Here is a 21,329-nt window from a genome sequence, read left to right on the forward strand (position 1 = left end):
GAGACTATTCAGAGAACATTTATGCACCCTTGATCTCCTTGAACTTCGCCACATATTGCGCTGCCAGCTCGGTGATCTTGTCGTAACGGCCTTCTTTGGCCGGAGCGGTCAGGTTGCCGCCGATGCCGACCGCAATGCAGCCCGCCGCGATCCATTTCTCCATGTTGTTCAAATCGACGCCGCCGGTAGGCATGATGTTGACATGCGGCATCGGGCCTTTGACCGCTTTGACGTAATCGGGGCCGAAGGCGCTTCCGGGGAAAAGCTTCAGCACATCAACGCCGAGCTTGAGCGCTTCTTTCATTTCATTTAGGGTCATGCAGCCGGGCATGTACGGAATGCCGTAAAGATTGCACATTTTGGCCGTTTCTTCTTCAAAGGAAGGGCTGACCACGAATTCCGCGCCTGCCAGGATGGCGATTCGCGCCGTCAGCGGATCAAGCACCGTTCCTGCCCCGATCACCGCACGGCTGCCATAATCAGCCACCAGCCGCTTGATGGCGACATCCGCTTCCGGCGTCGTAAACGTAACCTCGATATTGGTCAGCCCGCCTTCAATACAGGCGACGGACATCCGGTATGCATCGTCGGCATGGTCCGCACGGATGACGGCCACGACGCCGACGGTGGACATGTTTTGCAGCACTTTAATCTTTTTCATTCGGGTAACTTCCTCTCTGGGGATGATAATCGATTGGCAAAAACCTTTAGATAAACTTTTTTATTAAAGTTGCAATAATTAGCGTTTTCTTATCTATAATGATAGTAAATTCATCCGCGACCGGAGTCAACCTTATTTTCAGATTTAATTAAAATCCTCGGATAAAACCCTTTAATTCAAAGGTTTTTTCTAAATTTCGCGAATTGGAGGATTAGCTGAGCATTGTCTGAAATCGAGATCATCATTGTACAAAACCGGTTTATGTGATACCTTCAAAGTACATACCATATAGACGGGGAAGAAGTTCCCCGGGGAGGATCAATGATGAACAAACCACTGGATGTCGTGACATTCGGCGAACCGATGGCGATGTTTTACGCCAATACCGCCGGCGAATTGCATGAAGCTACTTCCTTTTCGAAGGCGCTGGCCGGGGCGGAAAGCAATGTAGCGACCGGGCTCTCGCGGCTCGGCCATAAGACCGGTTATGTCACCAAGCTTGGCGAGGACAGCTTCGGCACCTATATTCTTGGGGCTTTGCAGCGGGAAGGCATCGATACGGACAGCATTACGACGACGGCGGATTATCCGACCGGCATGCTGTTGAAGTCCAAGGTGCTGACCGGCGATCCCAAGGTGGAATATTACCGGAAAAATTCAGCCGCATCGAAGCTCGGCCTCGCGGATTTCGACGAAGCTTACTTCTCCTCCGCCGGCCATCTGCATGTGACCAGCATTTCCGCGGCGCTGTCGCCGCAATGCCTCGAGTTCTGCCTGCATGCGATGGACTTCATGAAGCAGCAGGGCCGAACTGTCTCGCTCGACCCGAATCTGCGGACCAAGCTGTGGCCGGATACCGACACGATGGTGGCGACCATCAACGAGCTGGCGGGCCATTGCGACTGGTTTCTTCCAGGCCTTGGCGAAGGCAAAATCCTCACCGGCCTTGAGACTCCGGAAGAGATTGCCGCGTTCTACCTGGAACGCGGCGTTACGCTGGTGGTCATCAAGCTGGGGCCGGAAGGCGCCTACTACCGCCACGCCTCCGGCGAAGAAGGGTATGTCGACGGCTTCAAGGTAGCCGAAGTGGTCGACACCGTCGGCGCAGGCGACGGCTTCGCCGTCGGCGTCATCAGCGCGCTGCTGGAGAAGCTGCCGCTGGCCGAGGCCGTGAAGCGCGGCAACGCCATCGGCGCGCTCGCCGTCATGTCGCCGGGCGACATGGACGGCCTGCCGTCGCGGGAGCGGCTGGCGCAGTTTATGGGCGCCGGCGCGTAGCACGGCGCCTCGTGGCGGCCGGCGCGTAGCACGGCGCCTCGTGGCGGCCGGCGCGGAAGCGTGCGCGGCCCTGGGGCCGCGCGGAAGAGGGGCGGTGGCGTCGCCGGGGCCGCGCGGAAGAGGGGCTGTGGCGTCGCCGGGGCCGCGTGGTAGAGAGGCTGTGGCGTCGCCGGGGCCGCGTGGTAGAGAGGCTGTGGCGCCGCCGGGGCCGCGTACATAAAAGACCAGCTTCTCCTCAAGGAGAGCTGGTCTTTTGGCGTTAATCAGAGGGCGCCCTCTAACGAAGCTGAACGTTGAACCCTCACTGTCCTAACGGACATGACAGGCCCTTATTGGGCCATTTTCCCGCTATTTCCCGGTTTAACGGACCTGAGCGCCGTTATTATACCGAAAACCGATGTTTTTGATGCATTTCAGGCTAAATAACGGCTCTGGTGTCCGTTAATCGGCCGAAAACACCGAAATACTAAAAATAACGAGTCTCATGTCCGTTATGAGAAACATCCGGGCTCTATTTGTTTACCTTCGCTCCTTTTGAGACGGTACTAGCAAAGTAACTATCGAGCAGCAGTAGCAACCAGTGCAGAAGTTACTATCGAGCGGCAAACTGTACGGGTATGACAGTAACTATCGACAGCAGTAACACCTGTTGCAGAAGTTACTATCGAGCAGCAGTAGCAACCAGTGCAGAAGTTACTATCGAACGGCAAACTGTCCTAGTATGACAGTAACTATCGAGCAGCAGTAACACCAGTGCAGAAGTTACTATCGAGCAGCAAACCTGTACGGGTATGACAGTACCCAGCGTGCAAAGCCACCATTAGCATCAGCATTGGTACCAGCACCGAAGACATCCCCGCGAAGCCCTCTTAAACGCAGCTTCCGTTGATGCTGCTGAGCGCAGCCGCACCCCGGCGTGCTCTGCGTTACTTTCCAGCATGGTCCCTCTCCATCTCGTACGCCTCCGCTTAGAATCATTCCGCTCCTTCAGCAAAAGGGTATCGCAGAAAATTACCTTTTCCGCGGCGCGGCCACGGAGTGCCCGGGCTGGAGAGAGGGCGGGAAGCGGTACGTGATCGGCACGGTGGCATCGCGCGCTTCAATTAAACCAAGCATGATCCGCGCTGCCTGCATGCCCATTTCATGGGCCGGCTGGCGGATGGTGGTGATGTCGGGATTATAGATCCGGGCAAACTCCGCGTCGTCGATGCCGACGACGGATAACTCGCCGGGAATCGCAATCGCCTCGCGGTTGGCGTATTTTAAAATCTCGCCGAGCACCAGGTCATTCGCCGCGAGCAGCGCCGTCGGCGGCTGCGGCAGCCGGAGCAGCCGGCCGAGCGCCGCTGAAATCTCCTCCCGCGGCACGCTTACGACATATTCCTCGCTGCGCACAAGTCCCTCTTCTTCCACCACGCGGCGGAATCCGCTGATCCGCTCCTTGCGCGGCGTAATGGCATGTTCGCCAAGCGGCAGGGACAACAACGCCACCGCCTCATGGCCGTGGCGCTTCATCTCCTTCACGCCAAGGCGGACCGCATATTCGTTGTCCAGCAGCAGGCTGTGGGCGTTCACGCCATCCACCAGCCGGTCCATGAACACGAGCGGGTAAGCCGCCTCGGTCAGCTTGTCATATACCGCACCGGAGCTGCCGGCCGGAAAAACGATCAGCCCGTCGACTTGACGGGCGATCAGTGTCTCGATGTATTTTTTTTCATGCTCGGGATTCTCGTCCGTGTTGCCGATGATGACCTGGATGCCATGCCGCTGCAGCTCGCTTTCAATCGCCCGGATACAGCCGATGGACAGGGAATAATCGATGTTGGCGACGATGATGCCGACCATATGGGTGCGGTTCTGCTTCAGGCTTCGCGCAAGGCCGTTCGGCTGATAATTCAGTTCCTCGATGACCTCGGCGATCCGGTTTTTCGTAGCTTCGCTCATATATTTGAAACGATTGTTCAGGTACTGCGATACCGTGCTTTTCGAGACGCCCGCCTTTTGGGCCACATCCTCGATCGTCAGCTTTTTCATGCGTCCGCTCCACTTCTTGCTAAAATAGTTTACAAAAAGTATAGCGGTTTTTTAGTAAATGTTCCAGCATTTCTGTCCTTGGTAAACTTTATTCTCGCTCGCTAAGATTACGAGCCGCCTTCTTTTGTCCACGCTTCTCCGGTCAGCATCTCAACATCCGCGCTTCGTTTCTCGCCATCGACTTCAAAAACGGCTGTGCCGTGAATGCCCTGCATTTCTACCTGCACGATGGATTCGATCTCCCGAGAGACTCCGGTACCGAGATCAAAAAGCGTCACCTTCGGTGTATACGCCGCTCCCGGTTCCTTAGTGTAAGTCACGAACACCATTTCTTCATGTTCTTTGTCGAGGCCAATTAAGGATCGGTAGGTCCGAAGTTCCTTTTGCCAGTGACTATCCAGGGTCACTAACGGCTCAGGCTTCACGTTTTTCCCTGCTGCGAAATCGGCAATATTCATGACAGAAAGGACTACATCCCCGTAAGTCGCTTTTTCCCCAATCGTATACGTCACATTCGCAATCAACAGATAATCCTTCGCTCCGCCCAAATAACCCAAAACATTAAACGTCTGTGCGCTGCCTGCATATAGAGGATAGGTGTATACCCGCTGCGCGGTATCTGCGGAAAGCTCCGGCTGACCGGCGGGGCTAAGATACAAGCTGTATGGCTCGGTCGGATGCGTGTAGCCCGGTTTGAGGTAATCGGCCACTGGCGGCGGGGAGGACCAGACAATTCCTGCAGATGTTTTTACGGCTGTTGCCCGGGCCTGCTCCCGGTCCGAAGGCAGCGGCATGTAATATTTCTGTCCGTCAATCTCGAACTCCGCTGACCCCGGCGGAGGGTTGTATTTATTCGCACTTTTGCCGGGCTGGGCTACGGGAGCCGTTGACGGCTGAACGGCGGCCGCCCCGGTATTGTTGCCGGCAGGTGCCCCGCCTTCGCCAAACGGCCAAATGATCAACACGGCCAGCACCGCCGCGAGGCAACTGCCGAGCGCCAGGGCGCGGCCGATTTTCCAGCCGAATCTTCGGTGTCCGGTCCGCGCTCCGTTCTCCTCCGCCAGCACGATTTTACACATCAGTTCCGGGGAAAAACCTTTCTCCTGCAGCGGCATACGCCCCGCTTTTTCATACCAGTCCTTATCGGAACTCATCTGCGGCTGCTGCGTTACATTCAGGCTCATAGGTTCTCCTCCTTGATCGCCACTCTGATTTTATCCCGGGCTCTGGAAAGGCGCGATTTGACCGTACCCTCGGCTATTCCGAGCAGCTTCGCCGTTTCGGCAATCGAAAAACCGTGGTGGAGATCCAGCACGAGCACCTCGCGGTGTTTGTCCGGCAAGCTCATAATAAGCTCCCAGATCCGGTTCGTGTAAGCATTTCCCATGGCCTCATGTTCAGCTGAAGCTGTCTGCTGCGTCTGGTGATCACCCAGCGGCGCAAACCGCTTCCAGAAGCTGTTCCGTCTGGCACTGAACGATGTGTTGCGGGTAATGGTCAGCAGCCATGTCTTCAAGCTGGATTCCCCGCGATATTTGCCGATGCTGCGGTACGCCTTCAAAAAAACCTCCTGGCTGATGTCATCCGCCATCTCCCGACTGCGGGTCAGAAAAAACGCATAGTTCCACACATCCGGCCCGTAATCCTCCATCATCTCCCGCAGCGACGGTGCGGCGGTAAACGCGGCAGCCATTACGTAGGGCAGTTCCTCACTCTGCATCTTTTTCACCTCTTGCTCAATAGGACTCCGCAGCGCCGATTCGGTTCCATTTTTTATCATAAATTTTACAGCCCGGCCGAGAACATCGCTGTGAAAAAGAGTGCCTTCCCGCAGTCCCGCACAATAACCTTGTTCCATGGAGCTGCAGCGCGTAGTGCCAAGGTTCGGCACCACCGTTTACGCTAAACTTCATTCATCCTTACCGTCTGCGTTCCGTACCTCATTAGCCGTACCAACTTCTCCCCCCAGCTTACATCTGATTCGGATTCCCTCCTTCCCGACATCCATCTGGATCTCTCCGTCCTGATCCGTGCGAAAAATAACCGTGCCGCCCGCTTCCAGCCGGTCCACCACCTCCACGTGCGGATGGCCGTACAGATTGTTTACGCCCGCGGAAATGACCGCGGCCTTCGGCTTCCAATACTTCAGCCATTCGGCACCCGTAGCCGATTTGCTGCCATGATGTGCCACTTTGAGCACGTCGATGGACGAATCACCGGATTCGTTGCTTATTACTGCCGCTTCCAGCACCGCGTCCTCCGCAGCCTCATCCATATCCCCGGTGAATAAAAAACGGTGTCCGTTCATCTCAAGCGTGAACGCAACCGACTGATGATTCTGGTCTCCCACGGTTTCGATCGGCGGTGCAGCGTCTGCAGCCGTAACGGACGGCGCCGTATCCGGCCATAGAAACGACAGCTTCGTGTCCGCATCCGGCGTTAAGGCAAGCCCGGCGTGTACCGAATACAGCCGGACGCCGCGGTCCAGAGCGGTGCGCATCAGCTTGGCATACGGCGCCGTATCCGCCAGCGTGCCGTTGAACAGCAGCGCGGATACCGGAATGCTCTCCAGCACCGCCTGCAGCCCGCCTGCATGGTCCTGGTCGCCATGCGTCATAATTACCGCGTCAAGCCGGTGAATGCCGCGCTGCTTCAGCAACGGCACCAGCAGCTTGGCTCCGACCTCATATGGATCACGGCGCTCCCGCCACGCCTCCCGCGAGCCGAAGCTCAGCGTGCCGCCGCCGTCGACCAGCACATGGGCGCCGCCCGGCGTCGTAATCAGGATGCTGTCGCCTTGCCCGACATCGATGTAACTGATCCGCCCGATGCCTGCAGGTTGATCGGTCCGGTAGCCCCAGTACAGCAGCCCGATCAATGCGGCAAAGCCGAGCGTCAGCAGCAGTCCTCCCCGGTTACCCAGCGCTCCTCCGGATACGAATCCGGGCATAGCAGGGGATTGTTTCTTTCCCCCCATCGCCGCTTGGGCAGCCGGGGTGAGCGGTTTGGTCTCATCCTCTTGAAACAGCGGCACCTCGTCGGCTTCTCTGCGCTGATTTATGGTATATAACAGGCCGTAGAGAAGCAGATAATAGGTGCAAATCCAGAGCAGCGACGGTGAACGCCAGATCAGCACGCCGCCGCTCCAGCCGTTCAGCCATTCCACGAAGCGGAATGTCCCGTCGTTTAGCCGCTCCGCAAGCCAGGCTGTTTTGCGGGCGGCACCTTCCCACAAACGGCCTAACAAGAGCGCCAGCGTCCCAAGTGGCAGCACCAGGAAGGTGATAAACGGCACCAGCACCAGATTGGCGGCAAATGAGAATAGGGAAAACTGGTTGAAGTAATAAACCGTCAGCGGGAACGAGACGAATTGGGCCACCAGCGTAACGGACATCGCGCCCGACAGCCAGCGCGGGAGGCTCCGCAGCAGCGGTGCCGCAAGCGGCACATAAACCATCAGCCCGGCGGTCACCAGAAAGGAGAGCTGAAAGCTGACGCTCATCAGCAGGTAAGGATTCCAGATCAGCATAAAGAGCGCCGAGGCAGCGAGAATATTCAGGCCATCCTTCAAAATTCCGAAACGCGCGGCGGCCAGCGCAATCATGCTCATGATTCCGGCCCGCACGACCGACGGCCCTGCGCCGGACATCAGCACATACGCCGGAACGAGCAGGAACGCCACGGTTAATGCGGCTTCCTCCGTCAGCCGGCAGCGGCGCAAAATATACAGGAGAGCCCCGACGTACACAGCGACATGCATGCCCGAAATGGCCAATATATGCGTCAGTCCCAGCTGCGAAAACTCCCGGAACGTGGCCGGGTCGAGATCGTCCTGAATCCCGATGACCAGTCCCTTCATATAACCGGAATGCACGCCGGAGAACAGCCGGTCCATCTCCGCGCCAAGCGCCGCCCGGGCAGCGTCATTCCAGCGTAAAATCAAGGTGCTGTTCCATGCCGCAGGCGGTGTAACCTGTACGCTTGCCGCTCCGCTGCCCTTCAAGAGCCAATGAATCCGCCGCGTATGTAAATAATCGCGATAGTCAAAGGCGCCGAAGTCGCGGGCTTCCGCTGGCTGCCGGAGTTCCCCGGCCAGGCGGATCCGGTCCCCCCGCCGCCAAGCCGCCGCTGCGGCAATCTCCGATTCCGCGCCCAGCTTGATCTGGGCCAGGACGCGTTCGCCGCCGGCGGCCGCAGCATCGGGTACGGCGCCAGCTCCTGCACCTGACACTTCCGCGGATGCGGAGCCCGCAGCCTTGTCACTCGCGGGTTCCGGCGTTCCGGCTGCTTCTCCTCCGCCGGCATCCCGCAGCGCGCTCAGCTTTACCGTAAACTCCACCTTATCGCCATCACGCTCTACTGCGGAGACAATGACGCCCTCCGCCGTTACCTGCCGTTCGTTCAGCTCCGCTTCCGCCGCGCCTAGACTCTCCGGCAAATTGCTGGCATTGCGGCTGTCGGTCCATTCCCAATACAACGCTGCGGCGACAAGCGCCAGCATGAATAAGGCTGCGGGCTTCCAGCCTGTGTCCTGCTGCCAAGCCAGCAGGACAATCAGCAGTACACCGCCCGCCAAGCCATATACCAGCATCTCGCCGGATGAAAGCCGGCCGGCGGCGGTTCCGGCGACCCAACAGGCTGTAAACATCAGCAGCGGTCTTCCCTTCATTCTCTTCTCCTCCTTGGTTGGGGGACGCAAAAAGAACCTCTGCCCGCGTATGCTTCACGCGTGCAGAGGTTCTTCCCCGGCATGGTTCATCCCGTATAAGTTTAATCCGAAACGGTAATCATTGTTTCTCTAGGCGGCTCGTAATGTTCGAGCTGCCGGAAGATGATGCCTTTGGAGGCGAGCATGGCCTCCACCTTCTCCTTGTCCTTTTTATAAGGACGAAGATAGACGATCTCAACAATCCCGCTGTTGGCCAGCATATTGGCACAGGTCCAGCATGGCTCATCCGTCACATAAACGGTGCTGCCCTCGCGGTCGACCCGGTCGGTGAACAGCAGCAGGTTTTGCTCGGCATGGATAGTGCGGATGCAGCGCTGCTTTTTGACCATCGTCTCCACGCCGTCCACGATCTCGCGCTCATATTGCTCTGACAGCATGCAGCCCGCTTCGGAACAATCGGGCACGCCCATGGGCGCGCCGTTGTAGGCGGTTCCGAGCAGCTTTTTCCCCTGCACCAGCACGGCTCCGACATGGCGGCGCGGACAACGGGAGCGGGTGGAGACCATGCAGGCGATATCCATGAAATAGGTATCCCAGTTTTTGCGGTAGGCTACGGTCATTGGCTTATCTCCATTTTCCTGTAATATTGCTCATTATTTTAGCATATCGCCGCCCACCCCACTAGAGTCGAGTTAAAAGCCGACCAGCGGCTTCAGCTTCTCCAGCATTTTCGGACCGATGCCTTTGACCTTGCCGAGATCGGAAATGCTGCGGAACACGCCCTGCTGGTTCCGGTAATCTATGATGGCCTGCGCTTTCTTCTCCCCGATGCCCGGCAGGTCCATCAGCTCCTTGACGCCTGCAGTATTGACGTTGACCGTCCCTGCACCAGGCGATACGGCTTGGCCAGCACCCCCCGGTGCAGCACTCGCGGACGGCATGGCGGCGGAAGCCGCAGCGCTCCCCGTTCCCAGCGCTGCACCATTGCCGGCCGCGGCAGTCCCGCCGCTTTCAGCCGCTACCGCCGCCTTCCCCGCCCCTGCACCTTCCGCAGCGGCGGACGGCACAGCTTCTGCCGCTTGCGCCGTATCCAGCGCCTGCTCCATAACGGAATTCAGCGTCGTCCAGCCGGCGATGCCCTGCGGCCCGGCGTGATCCGCGCCCCACACCAGCCCGCCGCCGAGCAGCAGCGCGGCAATTCCCGTCATCAGCGTTTTTCGTTCCATCCACAATCCTCCCTATCCTGAAATTTTATACAATTTTTTGCAATCTACTTGTCATTGGTCCAAGTAGGCTGCGCATACATTTAACGAAGAGTATTCCTGCAAGCAAAGCCACATCAGAAAGGAGGTCTGCAGGATGAAGGTGGGGTTTATCGGAACAGGCAGCATGGGCGGTCTGCTCATTGACGCTTTTCTTACATCGGGAGCGCTTGCGCCATGCGACGTGCTCGCCAGCAACCGCAGCCAGGGCAGGCTGCTGGCCCTCCAGGAACGGCATCCCGGCATTACCCTTGGCGCCAACAAGGAGACGGCGGCCGGCAGCGACATCCTTTTCCTATGCGTCAAACCTCTGGAATTCAAATCCCTGACCGACGAGATCGCGTCCTGCCTGCACAGCGAGCAGATCATCGTTTCCATTACAAGCCCCGTCCAGCTCCATCATCTGGAAGGCGCTTTGCCTTCCAAAATCGCCAAAATCATTCCCAGCATCACCCACAACGTTAAAAGCGGGACGACCCTTTGCATATTCGGCGAACGGATCACGAAAAAAGACAAGCTGGAGCTGCTCAGCCTGCTCTCTCACATCGGCGTGCCCCTGGAAATTCCCGAAGCCCATACGCGGATTGCCTCGGATTTCTCCAGCTGCGGCCCGGCGTTTATCAGCCATTTCCTCGAGCGGTGGATCGAAGCGGCTGTTGCAACGACCGGCATTGACGAAGCATTGATTACCCGTCTTGCCGGCGAAATGCTGCTGGGGACCGGCAAGCTGCTGACCGAAGGCGGATTCGGCCCGCAGGAGCTGCAGGAGCGGGTCGCCGTCCCCGGGGGCATTACGGCTGAGGCGCTGAACCATTTGCGCATTAGCCTGGAGGGGGTGTTCGAACGTCTTATTACGACCACGCATGATAAATACGAAGAGGACGTGGGCAAGCTGGACGCCCTGTTTGGCCAAAACGATATTGTCCGCAGCCGGCTGGACCGGTAATCCCCGCGTTGCCTGCATTAGCCCTTCAGCGCCCGTAACTGGAAAAATAAAACCCGCAGCACGGATTTCTCCGGCTGCGGGTTTTAAACGTGCTTCGTTTAACCCACGACGATATTCACCAGCTTGCCGGGAACCGCAATGATTTTGCGGACGGTTTTCCCTGCGGTGGCGGTTTGTACGTTCGGCAGCGAAAGCGCATGGTTCTGCATGTCCTCTTGCCCCATGTCCTGCGGGATCATGGCGCGCTGCACGATTTTTCCGTTCACCTGCACCACGATTTCAACCTCGGCATCGATGGTCCAGGCTTCATCGTACGCCGGCCAGGCGACATACGAGATGCCGCCTTCATGTCCGAGCAGCGACCACAGCTCTTCGGCGATATGCGGTGCCAGCGGCGACAGCATTTGCACGAAATGCTCTGCCGACTCGCGGGACAGGCTTTCCTGCTTGTAAGCATCGTTGATGAAAATCATCAATTGGCTGATCGCCGTATTGAAGCGCAGCTGTTCGAAATCTTCCGTGACCTTTTTCAAAGTTTTATGCCACGTCCGTTTGAATTCGTCGCTGCCGCCGTCTTCGGTGATTTTCGCGCTCAGGCTGCCGTCCTCGTTCACGAACAGGCGCCATACGCGGGCGAGGAAGCGGTGGATGCCCTCAACGCCTTTTTCGTTCCAAGGTTTGGTCGCTTCCAGCGGCCCCATGAACATTTCATATACGCGCAGCGTATCAGCGCCGTAAGCTTCCACGATATCGTCGGGATTGATGACGTTGCCACGCGATTTGCTCATTTTCTCATTATTGTTGCCCAGGATCATGCCCTGGTTCACCAGCTTGTGGAACGGTTCCTTCGTGTCCACCACGCCGAGATCGTACAGCACTTTATGCCAGAAGCGGGCATACAGCAGATGAAGCACCGCATGCTCGGCGCCGCCGATGTAGAGGTCGACCGGCAGCCATTCCTTTTGCTTCTCGGGAGAGCACAGCTCCTTGTCGTTGCGCGGATCGATGTAGCGCAGGTAATACCAGCAGCTGCCGGCCCATTGCGGCATCGTATTCGTCTCGCGGCGTGCTTTCATGCCCGTCTCCGGATCGATCGTGTTGACCCAATCGGTCACGTTGGCCAGCGGCGATTCGCCGGTACCCGAAGGACGGATCGCGTCGACATCCGGCAGCATGAGCGGCAGCTCTTCCACCGGCACCGTCTTCATCGTGCCGTCTTCCAGATGCAGGATTGGAATCGGCTCGCCCCAATACCGCTGGCGGCTGAACAGCCAGTCGCGCAGACGGTAGGTCACTTTGCCTTTGCCGCTGCCCTGCTCTTCCAGCCAGGCGATCATCTTGGTAATCGCTTCCTCGTTGCCCATGCCGTTCAGGAAGCCGGAGTTCACATGCGTACCGTCGCCGGTATACGCCTCTTCCTGCACATTGCCGCCTTCCAGCACTTCGACGATGTCCAGTCCGAACTGCTTGGCGAATTCCCAGTCGCGGGTGTCATGGCCCGGAACGGCCATAATGGCGCCGGTACCGTAGCCGGCCAGCACGTAATCGGCAATCCAGATCGGCAGCTTCGCGCCGTTTGCCGGATTAATCGCATAAGCGCCGGTGAAGACGCCGGTTTTTTCCTTAGCCAGGTCGGTACGTTCGAGGTCGCTCTTGCGGGAAGCTTTTTCACGGTATTCCGCGACTGCTGCACGCTGCGCTTCGGTCGTAATCCCATCTACCAGTTCATGTTCCGGCGCCAGTACGCAGTAGGTCGCTCCGAACAGCGTATCCGGACGGGTCGTAAACACGGTCAATGCGGCTTCATGTCCGTCAATCGCGAAATTCACTTCGGCTCCGGTCGATTTGCCGATCCAGTTACGCTGCATATCCTTGATGCTTTCGGACCAGTCCAGCTCTTCCAGGTCTTCCAGCAGGCGTTCCGCGTATTCGGTGATTTTCAGAATCCATTGGCGCATCGGCTTGCGCACGACCGGATGGCCGCCGCGTTCGCTTTTTCCGTCGATGACCTCTTCATTCGCCAGCACGGTTCCCAGCGCTTCGCACCAGTTGACCGGCACTTCGGCTACATAAGCCAGGCCGCGGTTATACAGCTGGATGAAGATCCACTGCGTCCATTTGTAGTATTCCGGGTCGGTCGTGCTGATCTCGCGGTCCCAATCGTAAGAGAAGCCCAGCGATTTGATCTGGCGGCGGAAGTTGTCGATATTCTTGAACGTAATCTCGCGCGGATGCTGCCCGGTGTCCAGCGCATGCTGTTCGGCGGGAAGGCCGAAAGCGTCCCAGCCCATCGGGTGCAGCACGTTGTAGCCGCGCATCCGTTTGAAGCGGGAGACGATATCCGTCGCCGTGTATCCTTCCGGATGGCCTACATGCAGCCCCGCTCCCGAAGGATACGGAAACATATCCAGGGCGTAAAATTTCGGTTTGGCCGGATCTTCGCCGGTTTTGAAGCTTTTGTGCTCATCCCAGTATTTCTGCCATTTCGGTTCAATGACCTGCGCGCGGTAGCCGCCCGCCGGGACGTTTGTTTGGTTGTCGCTCATACGTCTGCTCCTCCTTGGAGTGTAGCTTTGCTTTTACATGAAATCGCTGATATGAATGTACGCAAAAAAACCTCCCATCCCCAGCGAATGTCGCTAGGGACGAGAGGTTTAAGTTCCCGTGGTACCACCCTAGTTAACGGCGGATATGCTTTATCCGGCCGTTCACTTGAACACCTTGTAACGGAGGTGAACCGACGGCGTTTCACCTGCGGCCCGTAAATGCCGGCAAGCTGACGCGTTACTCCGAGGCGAGTTCAATCGTTCCGTACACCGGCTTGCACCCACCGCCGGCTCTCTGCAGTATCGGACAACGAAATAATACTCCTCATCATCGAACAGTTATTCATCATCAGGAATCATAATATTACACTGTATTATAATCATTTCGCCGTGTTCAGTCAATCCGCTATGATTTACGCCATTTTCTGACGGTAACTTAAATGCAAGTTCTCTTCCATATACGCCACAAGCGGCTCTAAGGGATTCCCGATCCTAACCTTGGTTTCCTTATAAATAGTTCTGGCAGCTTCAACCATAGACAACTGGGCGACAGCCACAGCCACAGCCTCATTGCCGTTGCTCTCCGATTCAATCAGCCCTTTCATATACCTGGATAGCACGTTAAGGTAAACCTCTTTCTTGCCTTGCATGAGGAGTGAAAAAGCATCTTCAATCATTTGAACTTCGATCTGCGGTGATTTCCCATGTGCATGAGCAAAACGATTAAGCCGATTCATTGTGCCTTCAACCGTAGCAGGATTTGTGAAAAGCAAGATTTGCGGCTGCTCCTGAGCGCATAGGTAGCTGAAAAAGGGTTCATCTATTTTTATAATCGGGATGGATGTTGAGAGCCGGTCTTCCTGGAGCAAAGCGATATAGTTGGTGCAGGTAATGAGGATTGCATCCACCTTGCTCCCGGCAATCCACTCCACCTGCCGCAGGACCTGATCCTGGGCGTTCTCCATACTAAAATGTTCATCGGAAGATACTCTGATGACTAAGGCAGGGTCAACAAAATGAACGAATTCAACGTCGTATTCAGCAAATGCCTGCTCCATATATTCAATATTGGAGTAATGGGCATGCAAACAGCCTATTCTTTTTGTCATTTTGAGTCGATATTCCCCCAGTTCTATTAAATTAGTGTGTTACGATGACCTTCCCTTCTTCTGCCGAAGCCCCTCCTGCTCGTTTCAAGGCTAAGAACGTAACTAATATACCCATCAGCGTAACCACTGCCGAGGCAATAAATGCAGTATGGATAGACGAATTTAGCGCAGCCGGACTCATCGTTTCCATCGTTGTGTCAGAACCCATGGTAGCAGAGATAATAGCCATAATCACTGCAAGCCCGACGGCTCCACCGATTTGCTGACCGGTGTTGATTACCGCGGAGGTAACCCCTTGTTCACTCGGATCGACTCCCGTACTTCCTGCAATGAACATGGTTGTAAAGACAAGCGCTTGCCCGAGGCCAATGATAATTGTACCAGGAATTACGCCCCAGGCGTTGCCCGAAGCCGATAATTGGGTCAAGAGCAGGAAGCCGATGCCTCCAAGCGCCATCCCCGATGCGATGGTCCCAGCGACTCCGACCTTAGCCAGCATGGGCGTGATGAGTTTGGCTCCCAGGAATGCACTAAGGGTGAGCGGCAGAAAAGTAAACCCGGACTGAATGGCTGAGAAATGCAGAACGTTCTGGGTATACAACGTCAGGAAGTAGTATAGCGTGCCGAACGAGGCGGAGAAAAGAAACGCGACAAGCGCGGCACCGCTCAGATTACGATTGCGGAACATGCGGAAGTTGATCAGCGGCTCTTTGGAGCGCTTCTCGATGACGACGAATGCGGCCAAAAGCATTGCTCCAATGATAACGAATGGCAAGGTGCTCGGGCTAAGCCAGCCCGCCACAGGAGACTGAATCAGATAGTACACGACGAGAAGCATTCCGGCGGTAACCGTAGACGTTCCAGCGATGTCGAAATGCTTGCGGCCGCTCGGTGTTGCGCTTTCCTTAAGCACAAATGGAGCAAGAAAGAGGGTGAGGAGAGCAATCGGCACGTTAACGAAGAACGTCGCTTCCCAGCCGATAAAGCTGGTGAGTACGCCACCGAGCAGCAAGCCGAGCGACATACCTACGCCACCCATGGCAGCCCAAATGCCCATCGCCCGGTTTCGTTCAGCCCCCTCTTCAAAGTTAGACATAATCAGCGATAGAGTTGCCGGCGACAATAAGGCACCGCCAAGACCTTGCAAGCCTCTGGCAATGATCAACATGAGCTGGGAATCAGCCAGCCCGCCAAGCAGCGAGCCTAATCCGAACAGGGACATGGCGAGCATAAACATTCTCCGTCTGCCCATCAAGTCCGAGAGTCTTCCCCCGATGAGCAGGAACCCTCCGAACACCAGGGAATACGCGCTTACGACCCATTGCAGATGGTTGGCGGAGAAGCCCAGTTCTTCGCCAAGAGAAGGCATTGCCACAAAAATAATGGTATAATCCAGCGCCATGATTAATTGGGAGATGGCGAGCACAAGAAGCGCTAACCCTTTGAAACGGCCATTATTCATTTTTACATCCTCCATTTTCGGACTATTTGGTCTAAAAATAATATTTTTGACTGAACGATCTGATAAGGGCAGCAGAGAGGTGAGCAACACCCCAGCCCTCTAGTCAGCCTTCCAGCGTCGACAGAGTAATTGTCGTTATTTCTTCGAGCACCTTAGGATCGTTTGTTAACTTGGCCACTTGCGTCAAGGCATATCGCGAATGGTACAAATACCGGGCCAACGACTGGAGGTCCTGATCGGTGTTCAGCTCCTGCTTCTGTTTGGCTCTTACCAGCGCTTCATAGAAAGCACGCTCTAGTCGAGTGCGATCCTCTTCGAACAAGGCCGCAATCTCCGGCTCGTGAGGGACTTGATCGATGGCGCTGTATAGAATAAAGCATTCCTTGCGCCGCTCCTCATCTTGAAGGACAAAGACGATTTCCCGGAAGATCGCATGGATCGCTTCCTTGACGGACTCCGATTTCTCCAAATGAACGACAACAGCGGATGATTTCTCATTTACGTAATGCTTCACGGCCTTGATGAAGAGATCCTTCTTCGTGCCGTACGTATCGTATAGGCTCTGCCGAGCGATGCCCAGCCCTTCAAGTAGAATGGGAAGAGACGTTCCCTCGTATCCGTAATGACCGAACACTTCCATCGCTTTATGCAGGACCAGGTTCATGTCGAATTCTTTGCTTCTTGCCATGTGGGATCACTCCTTTCCTCGTCCCCATACTACCCTTAACAGATCGTTCAGTCAAGAATTAGATCCATGAATCTATTCGGAAAACCGCACCGCATCAGTTACACTGCCTACAGATTCGATGGCAACCAGCGGATTCCAGAAATCGCGATAGCTTTCGATAAGCCCATTGTTCGTACGTACAACGCTAATGTAGGTTTGGTTATAGGGCTTGCCAGTCTCGCGGTGCTTACCCACGGACTTGAATTCCGCGATCGTCAGCTCCGGATCCTGTGCCGGATGGAAGACAAGATCCGTGAATTCCACTTCGAAGTGCTTCGGGAAGTTCTGCATGTATTCGAAGAGCTCGGCTTTGCCTTGCTTGCGGTCTGGGAACCCTGCCGGTCCGTACGGGAACTCCAGCACGCCGTCTTCCTGCCATAGGCCGACCCAAGCTTCGATATTGCCTCCGGATAAATATTTGAGGTGGTTACGGAATGTTTCTTGCGCTTGCTCGCGAATGGCTTGCTGCATTTCTTGCTTTTCAGTAGTTTGTTGATTCAACATAGATAATCCCTCCGATTAATTTGACTGTTCAGTCCGGAATATTTAAAAAAAATATCTGCTTCATTACTTCTTCCTTATTTCCCTTGCTCCTTTCGCTTGATGAGTTCATCTTAGCATTTTCGGACTGAACGGTCAAGAATTATTTTTTATTTTTTTCCTGACCTCTCTTCCTCACTTAACCTCCCCCAGGAAAGCGGATGATTCCGCGCAATCAGGCCGGTTTTCGCCGGATATAGTAGGAGATCAGATGCTGGATCACGACTTTTCCCGCCGCAAAGCACGGAACGGCCAGGATCAGCCCCAGTATTCCCGCGACCTCGCCGCCGACCAGCAGCGCGAAAATTATCAGCAGCGGATGCAGATGCAGCCTTTTGCCCACCACCTGCGGGGAGATGACGTTCCCTTCGAGCGTCTGGCAAGCGGTATTCACCACCGCTACCAGCAGCACCAGGCGCAGCGAGACCGTCGAAGCCATCACGATCGCCGGAGCCGCCCCGAGAAAAGGTCCCATATAGGGAACGATGTTGAATACCGCGACCACGCTTGCAAACAGCAGAGCATACGGCATACCGATCAGGATGTAGCCAATATAGGCCAGCCCGCCGATGATGAGGCAGACGAGGAACTGGCCGCGGATATAATTGCCCAGTGCATCGTCGATATCCCGCAGCATTTTGAGGATCGACTTGCGGCGCGAGCGCGGCAGGCAGGATACAATGATCCGTTCGAACACCGCGAAATCCTTCAAAATATAGAACACCAGGAACGGCACGATAAATGCGTCGAACAGCATCCCGATGGTCGAGCCGATATGGTCGAGAAAATGGGAGATGCCTTGCGCCAGCCGGTTCTCCAGCTGATAAAACCAGTTGTTCATCCCCAGGGAAACTCCCGGCGGAATGAGGCGGGAATTCATGCCTTTCATCAGACCTTGCGCATGCAGCGTCATTTCCGGCAGATGCTCGTTCAGCTCCGCCAGCTGTTCCATGAACATCGGGATCAGGTTGACCGCCACTACCGCAAGCGCCATCAAAAAAACGGTATAGATGAGCAGAACAGCAACACCGCGCGGCATTTTTCGCCGGGACAGCATGGTTACCACCGGATTCAGCACATACGAAAGAATCATCGCCGCCAGAAACGGCGCCAGAATGGCTTTCAGAAACGAAAAAATCCCGCCCAGCATCGGACGGAGCTGCCAAATCAAATACAAGATCATCAGGCCCAGCAGCACGCCGACCATCCCGCGCAGCCACTTGCCTTCAAGCCATTGCCCCATTGGGTTCCCCTCCTGCGGTTCTTCCGGACTGGACTTGCTTCGTACCTAAGTATGCGTAAACCGGCCGCAAATTAATCCCAACAAGGCGAAACTCTGGATGAGATTCAGAAAAAAACAAAAAGCGCCAATAACCCCCGGCAAAGTCTTGCCGTAAGGAAATTGGCGCTTCTTTATTTAGAAAACAGACGTTCGTCCGCCCGTCTATGTATCGGTCAGGTCACAGATCTAATAACTTCTGTTAGGAGGAGGCGTGGATTTGCGGATAATCCTGGGCGATTTCCTCACCCGAGAACAGATCGTCCAGCGAGCTGAGCGTTCCGTCTTCTTCCACCTGGTAAACCGACATTTTTTCACCGTTCACCGTAAGCTCGATAAAGCAGCCCCAGCAGTAAAACTGATGTGAACCAATCTTGCCGATATCCTTGGAACCGCAGTTTGGACACTTCATATTATACATTCCACCTATCCGTTAACAATATTAATGGCTTTCTGTAGCCGTTCTTCGCTCATCGCGGGAACCAGAACCGATTCCTCTCCGATGGACATTTCCTCCGAACAAGGCAGCCATTTGCGGCCTTCGATTAAATCCGTTACAAGCCCGTCGCTGATTTCCAGCGCTATTAATGTATTTCCCAATTTCTGGTCAAAATAAACATCGGATATTCTTCCCAGAATGGTTCCGGAAGCGGTGATTACCTGCAAATCCTTCAGCTTGTTTTTCCCTAATAGAAATGTATGGGGCACATCGTCGGCGTCAGCCTTCACAACGGACGTTGCACTGCGGATCATCACCGCATCTTCGCCGTAAGCAACAATCTCTTCCCATGCCACAACTTTCACATGGCTGGAGAAGAACGATTTGCTTTCCAGTTCAATACCCGTAATCGTCCAATTTGAATCGACCATGATGTCGGCAATTTTGCCAATTTCATGACCTTCTTCGACTTCGATGACGGAAAGCCCGATCATATCTTGAAGTTTCATGGCTGTTCAAGCTCCTTACGCCCAAAAATCATGGAACCGAAGCGGCCGAAAGCGGAGCCTATTCTTTAGTACGCAGCCGTTTCACAATGGTTTCAAGTTTCTTTGCGGCAAACTCAATTTCTTCCTTAGTATTACCCAGGCCGGTGCTGAAACGAATCGCCGATTCCAAAAGTTGCTCCGGCAGCTGCATCGCCTTCAGCACATATGAAATTTCGAGCGAACCCGACGTACAGGCGGAACCGCTGGCAGCGGCGATCCCTTCCATATCGAGGTTCATCAGCATGATGTCCGTGCGAACCCCCGGGAAGCTTACATTTAGTATGCCCGGCAAAAAGTGGGTTTCATTCCCGTTGATCACAAATCCATCCTCACCCAAACTGTTATTCAGCAGCTCAAGCAGCGTATGGCGCAGCGTAAACGCATGCTCCCGCCGCGCTTCCAGGCCGTTCACCGCAAGCCGCACGGCTCTGGCGAAACCTGCCGTCCCAGCGAGGCTCTCCGTACCGGCCCGTCTGCCGCGCTCCTGCGAGCCGCCATGCGAACGCGGATGCAGCGGGGCGCCGCGCCGGACGTACAGTCCGCCGATGCCCTGGGGACCGCCCAGCTTATGCGCGCTAAAGCTCATGTAATCGACAGGAAGTTCGCTCAGGTCGATCTTCAGCGCGCCAAGAGCTTGTACCGCATCGACGTGAAAAAGAATGCCGCGTTCTGCCGCGAGCCGCCCGATCTCTTCGATCGGCTGCACGGTGCCTACCTCGTTGTTCGCAAACATCACGCTGATCAGCACCGTGTCTTCGCGCAGTGCCGCTTCCACCTCGGAGACGCTGACGCGGCCGGTCCGGTCCACGGGGAGATAGGTAACTTCGAAACCTTCCTTCTCCAGCTCTTCGCAGCTATGTAGTACAGCATGATGCTCAATCGCCGTCGTGATCACATGTTTGCCCTTGCCGCTCACTGCTCCGGCATAAGCCGCGCCGAATAACGCCAGGTTATCGCTTTCGGTGCCGCCGCTCGTGAACACCCATTCATCGGGCGCACAGCGAAGCAAGCCCGCGATTTCATCGCGCGCCCCGTTTACGACTTTTTTGGCTGCCCGGCCGAATTGATGCACGCTTGAGGCGTTGCCGTATTGCCCGGTCAGCATATGGTAAATGACCTCCGCCACCTCCGGATGAACCGGCGTGGAGGCGGCATGGTCCAGATAGATCGGTTTCATCGCCCTATTCTCCACTTCTTGAAAGTTAAATTCAGGAATTCAACATGTTGCAAGCTATTCGATTATACCGCTGCACCCAGCGGTTTGCTACCGGATAAAAAACACAATATTGTAATCATTCTCAAAAAAGAAACCCTATGAATAGGTAGAAATGCAACAAAGCTCCCTTGGGGAGCCTTGGCTTGTGCTTATCTAGATATAGAACATATAGTCGTCCGCATGATGGTCGTCCTGAAAGGTGATCAGGTCGTTCAGTGTGGTCGAGTCCAGGACACCCGCAATGCTGTCGCGGATGCGCAGCCACAAATCGCGTTTGGCCGGGTCATCCTCTTCGGTGAAATCGACCGGCGAGATAGGACCTTCAAGCACGCGGATAATGTCTCCGGCGGTAATGCCTTCGGCTTCGCGGGACAGAATGTAGCCTCCGTAAGCGCCGCGGATGCTCTTCACGAGCCCGGCATTGCGCAGCGGCGCGATGAGCTGCTCCAGATAATGCTCGGAGAGGCCGTTTTTCTCGGCGATGCTCTTCAAGGAAGTCGGTCCTTCGCCGAATTTATGGGCCAGCTCCATCATGATGGTTAATCCGTAACGTCCTTTTGTCGATATTTTCAAAGGGGCACCTCTTTCAAATATATTGCAGTATGTCCATTTC

The 21,329-nt window shown here is 55.6% G+C and carries 19 protein-coding genes and 1 other annotated feature; of the genes, 2 read left to right on the forward strand and 17 right to left on the reverse strand.

The features are described 5' to 3' along the window. Positions 1–19 precede the first annotated feature (19 nt). Positions 20–661: a bifunctional 2-keto-4-hydroxyglutarate aldolase/2-keto-3-deoxy-6-phosphogluconate aldolase gene (locus tag BMW84_RS10765; protein WP_091067607.1), complete on the reverse strand. Its 642-nt coding sequence runs from the start codon at positions 659–661 to the stop codon at positions 20–22. Between the two features lie 324 nt (positions 662–985). Here BMW84_RS10765 and BMW84_RS10770 point away from each other — a divergent pair, with 324 nt between their 5' ends. Next, on the forward strand, positions 986–1,939 hold the full coding sequence (locus BMW84_RS10770; protein WP_091067610.1) for a sugar kinase: 954 nt from the start codon (positions 986–988) through the stop codon (positions 1,937–1,939). A 1,011-nt stretch (positions 1,940–2,950) separates the two neighbouring features. Here BMW84_RS10770 and BMW84_RS10775 read toward each other — a convergent pair. The 6 genes from BMW84_RS10775 to BMW84_RS24485 form a co-directional block, all read right to left on the reverse strand. Next, on the reverse strand, positions 2,951–3,973 hold the full coding sequence (locus BMW84_RS10775) for a LacI family DNA-binding transcriptional regulator (RefSeq protein ID WP_091067612.1): 1,023 nt from the start codon (positions 3,971–3,973) through the stop codon (positions 2,951–2,953). Positions 3,974–4,080: 107 nt separating this feature from the next. Then, on the reverse strand, positions 4,081–5,157 hold the full coding sequence (locus tag BMW84_RS10780) for a hypothetical protein (RefSeq protein ID WP_091067614.1): 1,077 nt from the start codon (positions 5,155–5,157) through the stop codon (positions 4,081–4,083). Next, positions 5,154–5,693: an RNA polymerase sigma factor gene (locus BMW84_RS10785; protein WP_091068278.1), complete on the reverse strand. Its 540-nt coding sequence runs from the start codon at positions 5,691–5,693 to the stop codon at positions 5,154–5,156. Before BMW84_RS10785 ends, BMW84_RS10780 begins: the two co-directional genes overlap by 4 nt. 189 nt (positions 5,694–5,882) lie before the next feature. After that, positions 5,883–8,642, reverse strand: coding sequence for a ComEC/Rec2 family competence protein (locus BMW84_RS10790; protein WP_091067617.1), 2,760 nt, complete (start codon positions 8,640–8,642; stop codon positions 5,883–5,885). Between the two features lie 101 nt (positions 8,643–8,743). Further along, complete coding sequence (locus tag BMW84_RS10795; protein ID WP_091067620.1) at positions 8,744–9,262, reverse strand: deoxycytidylate deaminase; 519 nt, start codon at positions 9,260–9,262, stop codon at positions 8,744–8,746. A gap of 72 nt (positions 9,263–9,334) precedes the next feature. Continuing rightward, complete coding sequence (locus BMW84_RS24485) at positions 9,335–9,868, reverse strand: ComEA family DNA-binding protein (RefSeq protein ID WP_139209612.1); 534 nt, start codon at positions 9,866–9,868, stop codon at positions 9,335–9,337. Between the two features lie 133 nt (positions 9,869–10,001). Here BMW84_RS24485 and comER point away from each other — a divergent pair, with 133 nt between their 5' ends. Beyond that, a complete protein-coding gene (gene comER / locus BMW84_RS10805) occupies positions 10,002–10,850 on the forward strand; it encodes a late competence protein ComER (protein WP_091067622.1) in 849 nt (282 codons plus the stop codon). A 98-nt stretch (positions 10,851–10,948) separates the two neighbouring features. Here comER and leuS read toward each other — a convergent pair whose 3' ends face one another. From leuS to BMW84_RS10855, 10 genes are all read right to left on the reverse strand, one after another. Then, the gene (gene leuS, locus BMW84_RS10810) at positions 10,949–13,396 is read right to left on the reverse strand and encodes a leucine--tRNA ligase (RefSeq protein ID WP_091067625.1); all 2,448 of its coding nucleotides are present in this window, start codon (positions 13,394–13,396) and stop codon (positions 10,949–10,951) included. 92 nt (positions 13,397–13,488) lie between these two features. Then, positions 13,489–13,737, reverse strand: a binding site (T-box leader). Positions 13,738–13,809: 72 nt separating this feature from the next. After that, entirely contained in the window at positions 13,810–14,505 is a 696-nt protein-coding gene (locus tag BMW84_RS10815) for a hypothetical protein (RefSeq protein ID WP_091067627.1), read from the reverse strand. A gap of 31 nt (positions 14,506–14,536) precedes the next feature. Beyond that, a complete protein-coding gene (locus BMW84_RS10820) occupies positions 14,537–15,967 on the reverse strand; it encodes an MFS transporter (protein WP_091067630.1) in 1,431 nt (476 codons plus the stop codon). Positions 15,968–16,070: 103 nt separating this feature from the next. Beyond that, positions 16,071–16,655, reverse strand: coding sequence for a TetR/AcrR family transcriptional regulator (locus BMW84_RS10825; RefSeq protein WP_091067632.1), 585 nt, complete (start codon positions 16,653–16,655; stop codon positions 16,071–16,073). A 72-nt stretch (positions 16,656–16,727) separates the two neighbouring features. Next, a complete protein-coding gene (locus BMW84_RS10830) occupies positions 16,728–17,198 on the reverse strand; it encodes a nuclear transport factor 2 family protein (RefSeq protein ID WP_254772919.1) in 471 nt (156 codons plus the stop codon). A gap of 211 nt (positions 17,199–17,409) precedes the next feature. Next, entirely contained in the window at positions 17,410–18,477 is a 1,068-nt protein-coding gene (locus BMW84_RS10835; RefSeq protein ID WP_091067634.1) for an AI-2E family transporter, read from the reverse strand. A gap of 238 nt (positions 18,478–18,715) precedes the next feature. Further along, on the reverse strand, positions 18,716–18,925 hold the full coding sequence (locus tag BMW84_RS10840) for a hypothetical protein (protein ID WP_091067636.1): 210 nt from the start codon (positions 18,923–18,925) through the stop codon (positions 18,716–18,718). 14 nt (positions 18,926–18,939) lie between these two features. Continuing rightward, positions 18,940–19,461 carry a PRC-barrel domain-containing protein gene (locus BMW84_RS10845; protein ID WP_091067639.1) on the reverse strand — a complete coding sequence of 174 codons (522 nt, stop codon included), beginning with the start codon at positions 19,459–19,461 and terminating at the stop codon, positions 18,940–18,942. A gap of 58 nt (positions 19,462–19,519) precedes the next feature. Continuing rightward, positions 19,520–20,677: a cysteine desulfurase family protein gene (locus tag BMW84_RS10850; protein WP_091067641.1), complete on the reverse strand. Its 1,158-nt coding sequence runs from the start codon at positions 20,675–20,677 to the stop codon at positions 19,520–19,522. 192 nt (positions 20,678–20,869) lie between these two features. Then, positions 20,870–21,289, reverse strand: a complete 420-nt coding sequence (locus tag BMW84_RS10855; protein ID WP_091067645.1) for a cysteine metabolism transcriptional regulator CymR — start codon at positions 21,287–21,289, stop codon at positions 20,870–20,872. Positions 21,290–21,329: the final 40 nt, after the last annotated feature.

The sequence above is a fragment of the Paenibacillus sp. NFR01 genome (assembly GCF_900111565.1).
GTDB lineage: Bacteria > Bacillota > Bacilli > Paenibacillales > Paenibacillaceae > Paenibacillus_AQ.

Excerpts from the sequence above, each read along its gene's own strand:
- BMW84_RS10840 (WP_091067636.1), bottom strand. The coding sequence starts at position 18,925 with ATGAAGTGTCCAAACTGCGGTTCCAAGGATATCGGCAAGATTGGTTCA.
- BMW84_RS10770 (WP_091067610.1), top strand. The coding sequence starts at position 986 with ATGAACAAACCACTGGATGTCGTGACATTCGGCGAACCGATGGCGATG.
- BMW84_RS10850 (WP_091067641.1), bottom strand. The coding sequence starts at position 20,677 with ATGAAACCGATCTATCTGGACCATGCCGCCTCCACGCCGGTTCATCCG.
- leuS (WP_091067625.1), bottom strand. The coding sequence starts at position 13,396 with ATGAGCGACAACCAAACAAACGTCCCGGCGGGCGGCTACCGCGCGCAG.
- BMW84_RS10765 (WP_091067607.1), bottom strand. The coding sequence starts at position 661 with ATGAAAAAGATTAAAGTGCTGCAAAACATGTCCACCGTCGGCGTCGTG.
- BMW84_RS10790 (WP_091067617.1), bottom strand. The coding sequence starts at position 8,642 with ATGAAGGGAAGACCGCTGCTGATGTTTACAGCCTGTTGGGTCGCCGGA.
- BMW84_RS10775 (WP_091067612.1), bottom strand. The coding sequence starts at position 3,973 with ATGAAAAAGCTGACGATCGAGGATGTGGCCCAAAAGGCGGGCGTCTCG.
- BMW84_RS10845 (WP_091067639.1), bottom strand. The coding sequence starts at position 19,461 with ATGAAACTTCAAGATATGATCGGGCTTTCCGTCATCGAAGTCGAAGAA.
- BMW84_RS10820 (WP_091067630.1), bottom strand. The coding sequence starts at position 15,967 with ATGAATAATGGCCGTTTCAAAGGGTTAGCGCTTCTTGTGCTCGCCATC.
- BMW84_RS10830 (WP_254772919.1), bottom strand. The coding sequence starts at position 17,198 with ATGTTGAATCAACAAACTACTGAAAAGCAAGAAATGCAGCAAGCCATT.
- BMW84_RS10835 (WP_091067634.1), bottom strand. The coding sequence starts at position 18,477 with ATGGGGCAATGGCTTGAAGGCAAGTGGCTGCGCGGGATGGTCGGCGTG.
- BMW84_RS10825 (WP_091067632.1), bottom strand. The coding sequence starts at position 16,655 with ATGGCAAGAAGCAAAGAATTCGACATGAACCTGGTCCTGCATAAAGCG.
- BMW84_RS10815 (WP_091067627.1), bottom strand. The coding sequence starts at position 14,505 with ATGACAAAAAGAATAGGCTGTTTGCATGCCCATTACTCCAATATTGAA.
- BMW84_RS24485 (WP_139209612.1), bottom strand. The coding sequence starts at position 9,868 with ATGGAACGAAAAACGCTGATGACGGGAATTGCCGCGCTGCTGCTCGGC.
- BMW84_RS10780 (WP_091067614.1), bottom strand. The coding sequence starts at position 5,157 with ATGAGCCTGAATGTAACGCAGCAGCCGCAGATGAGTTCCGATAAGGAC.
- BMW84_RS10785 (WP_091068278.1), bottom strand. The coding sequence starts at position 5,693 with ATGCAGAGTGAGGAACTGCCCTACGTAATGGCTGCCGCGTTTACCGCC.
- BMW84_RS10795 (WP_091067620.1), bottom strand. The coding sequence starts at position 9,262 with ATGACCGTAGCCTACCGCAAAAACTGGGATACCTATTTCATGGATATC.
- comER (WP_091067622.1), top strand. The coding sequence starts at position 10,002 with ATGAAGGTGGGGTTTATCGGAACAGGCAGCATGGGCGGTCTGCTCATT.